The organism is Streptomyces durbertensis (genome assembly GCF_014156695.1).
Lineage (GTDB): Bacteria > Actinomycetota > Actinomycetes > Streptomycetales > Streptomycetaceae > Streptomyces > Streptomyces durbertensis.
Map to the genome: position 1 here is coordinate 1 of NZ_WMLF01000524.1, position 3,387 is coordinate 3,387.

Here is a 3,387-nt window from a genome sequence, read left to right on the forward strand (position 1 = left end):
CGCCTCCGATGGCCGTCACCGAGCCACCCCGCCCCCGGCACGCGTGCGTCATCGGATACGGCAACGCCGGACGCCTCCACGCGAACGTCCTGAGCGACCTCGCCGACACCGTCACCGTCATCGACCCCAAGCACCAGCACCTACCCAGGACCCACCGGACCTTCCCGCACGAGGTCGAAGACCTCCCCACGAGCGTCGCCGCAGGCGTCGACCTGTGGTCGATCTGCAGCCCCACCGCCTCACACCTCGCCGTCCTGAAGGCTGTACTGCACCACAACCCGGCCGCCCGCATCCTGCTGGAGAAACCGGCCGTCCAAGGCGACCAGATCGACGCCCTCACCACCCTGCTCACCGAACACCCCGCCGCCCGTCTCATCGTCAACGACCAGTACGCCCACTCCACCACACTGTCCGACTTCACCCGCCTCATCGCCCACCTCGAACCCAACGCCCCGATCAATCAGATCACCGTCACCTTTACCAAGGACCGAGGCAAGGACATCGCTCAGGGACGCTTCGTCGACCGCACCTACGGCGTCCTCGGCTACGAGTGGCTACACATGCTGACAGTCCTCTCCCGACTCGTCCCAACCGCCGTGATGGACACCTACCTGACCGGCAATCCCTCAGACAGCGAACTCTGGGCCACCTACGACCCCCGCCTGTTCGTATCGGCCCTCACGGAACGAACCAGCCTCCAAAGCCCCGACCACGACCTACTGAGTCTGGAACTGTCCTCCTCCATCCTCGGCCCCAGCATCCTCCTCGGCCGTGTCCCCGGCCCCCGCTCACCATGGCGCCAGGACATCCGCCCCACCGACGACCGCCACCGCCACGTCGCCGTCCGCGCCGGCGACACCCTCTTCACCCTCCACCTCGAACCCGTGACCGCCCCCGACGGCTGGCAGCTCGACCGCAACCACCACAGCCTCACCGCAATCCGTGCCGGCCAAGTCCTCCACGACGAGGTCGTCCGCGACTCCCCGCTGGACACCTCCATCCGCAACGCCGCCACAACGCTGCTCGCCGACAACCCACTTGCCCCACCGAACCTCGCCCCGCTGCGACGCATCGCCGCCCTCGCCGAAACCCTCCGAACTCGAGCTCCAGCACGGGCCGCCTACTCCCGTGATCGTAAGGCTGCAACCAGCAGTTGATATGGCTCTTCAAGCCCCGAGCCATACGCGGGCAGAGCCTCTGACCCGGAGCGCGGGTGCACTCCGGGTCAGAGGCCGAGACGTGGAACCTGCGTTGGTCGCGAGGTTCAGCTGTTGGAGCGGCTGCCGTACCAGGTGGCTGCCGCCGCCACCGGCGCCACCACCGCGAAGGTGAGAACGTTTCCCCTGGAAAGGACGGGGTCGTCGTACAGAGATGCGCGGGTCACTACGCTTACGCAGAACGCCAGCGCGCCGTACGCAGCTCCCCGCATCACGGCCTTTGTCAACACGCTCTGCTCCGGCATCGGGCCCCTACCTCTCTACTTCTTCTTGCAAGCGTAAGTCTTGGTCTTGTAAAGAGGTGAGTACTTCCACTTGACCTCAACCTTGCACTTCTTTTCTGCGGCCTTGGTGAAGACTGTGCCGAGGTGCAGGAGCGTGTAACCCGAGAGTGCGAGGCATACCGCCCGCGCTTTCTCGTTCGGGATCACGTTGCAGATGGCGGTGCCAGCTGCGACTCCACCAGCGATCTTGTCCCTCACCTTCTTGACCTCTCCCCGGTTCCAACGCACGTAGATCCACCAGCCGAAGCTGACCTTGGGGTCGGCAACCACAGGGTAGGCAGCACCTGCGTGGTCGACGGTTTGGATGAGGTCATCGCCCTCTACCCGGTACTTCGTCGGAAGTGACTTCCCGGAGGCGTCGACAGCCCAGGGAGCGTCTATGCCGCCGAGTACTTCGTCCTGGGCCGAAACGATGACAAAGCCAGTCATCGGTATCTCACCGTCCGGGACCGGGTTCTCCGGGCTGTAGTCCGGGCTCGCCTGCTCCAGCGTGGCGCCTGGAGGCAGCGAGAGCCGGTAGCGGGATTCTCCGGACGCCTCTGGTGACTTGATGACGGTCATCAGCCGGAAGCCGTCCGCAAGTGACTGCACGCCGGCCTCCACGTGCGGTGACCTGGTCTGGCCGGTCACGAAGCCCGTGCGCGCGTAGGCTTCGGCTGGTGACTCGTCGCGCGCGCCCTTCTCCTGCGGCTGAAGGGAACCGACGGCGTCTGGCAGGGCCACGCTCAGGCTCAACCCCCTGGAGCCGTCGTTGGCGACGACCGCATCAGCGTCGTGCTCCTTGCTGTCAGCCAGCGCGGAGGCCGCTGGCTTGACGGTGACGCCCTCCGCCAGGGAGTTCCCTTCGAGAAAGCTCTGGCCAACCTCCGTTTCTGGAAGGACCCCCGTTCGCTCGATAGCTTCTCCCGCCCGAGGAGCGCCGGCATGGGCAGAGGCGCCGCTGAGCCCTGCGACCAATGCGCCAGCAACGACGGTGGAGAGTACGCCTAACGAGATGGAATACCTCATTCTTCCCCCTGTTTCAGTTGTTCTTCGTGGTCAACGAGAACGTAGCAGAGGCGGCTTCGTGTAGACGCCAGTCGATCCGCTTTTGACTGGAACTTTGCGGAGGCCCTGAGCGTGGTCGCTCAACGGCGAGTCCCTGCCATTCGCACTCGCACCATCGTCCCAAAGGAGTCAGGCAAGGGCTTCTTCAGCCTTCTTCAGCAATGCTGCTTTCGGCCACGCTGCAGTTGCCCCTGCCGAGCTACCCGGACACGGCTTCCACGCCCGGATGGCTCGGGTACGAACCGTCAGCGGCACGGTCGGTTCGCGGGCAACTTCGTAGGTGGCGCCGCTGCTGTCGCTCGCGCCGACTCATTGGCCGGGCGCGCCGCGTTCGGACCTTCGTCACACCGGACACACGCTTGCGACGCAGTCCGGCGCCACGCTCAAGGACGCGATGGTTCGGGCGGGGCAGTCCTCCGAGCGGGCCGCGCTCATCTACCAGCACTCGAACCGGCAGCGGCAGCGCGAGATTGCGAACGCACTCGACGGAAAGGTGCGCGAGGAGCGTGAGGCCGAGACTCGGAAGAGGCAGGCCCAGAGCCCATCGGGCACGGAACGGGCACGCGAGCAGTAGCGTGGTCTAGACAACACGCGAGGCCCAGGTCTGTGACCTGGGCCCTTGTCGTGGAGCGGGTGACGGGAATCGAACCCGCGCTCTGAGCTTGGGAAGCTCATGTTCTACCATTAAACTACACCCGCGAAGATCGGCAGGAGAGCCGACTCGGCGGTCACACTCTACCTCACCGTGGCCCTCGTGTGCACAGACCGTTGGGTGGCGGGGCCTGTTCTGGTGTGTGGTGGGTGGATTTCGGGGACGTGTTGGTGGGGCTGTCTGGGGG

General features: G+C 65.6%; 3 protein-coding genes, 1 tRNA gene and 1 pseudogene. 2 read left to right on the forward strand and 3 right to left on the reverse strand.

Features of this window, described 5'->3' with window-relative positions; genetic code table 11:
* Window positions 1-1,157 (forward strand): Gfo/Idh/MocA family oxidoreductase (locus tag GL263_RS23745; RefSeq protein ID WP_182857793.1); only part of this gene is annotated, 1,157 nt, incomplete at its 5' end.
* 107 nt (window positions 1,158-1,264) lie between these two features.
* Here the strand turns inward: GL263_RS23745 and GL263_RS23750 are convergent.
* Window positions 1,265-1,462 carry a hypothetical protein gene (locus tag GL263_RS23750; protein WP_182857794.1) on the reverse strand — a complete coding sequence of 66 codons (198 nt, stop codon included), beginning with the start codon at window positions 1,460-1,462 and terminating at the stop codon, window positions 1,265-1,267.
* 15 nt (window positions 1,463-1,477) lie between these two features.
* Window positions 1,478-2,509: a hypothetical protein gene (locus GL263_RS23755; protein WP_182857795.1), complete on the reverse strand. Its 1,032-nt coding sequence runs from the start codon at window positions 2,507-2,509 to the stop codon at window positions 1,478-1,480.
* Between the two features lie 373 nt (window positions 2,510-2,882).
* On the opposite strand from GL263_RS23755, the pseudogene GL263_RS23760 reads away from it, so the two are divergent.
* Window positions 2,883-3,122 (forward strand): annotated as a pseudogene (locus tag GL263_RS23760) (tyrosine-type recombinase/integrase); the annotation flags it as partial.
* A gap of 51 nt (window positions 3,123-3,173) precedes the next feature.
* Here the strand turns inward: GL263_RS23760 and GL263_RS23765 are convergent.
* Window positions 3,174-3,247, reverse strand: a tRNA-Gly gene (locus GL263_RS23765).
* Between the last annotated feature and the right edge of the window lie 140 nt (window positions 3,248-3,387).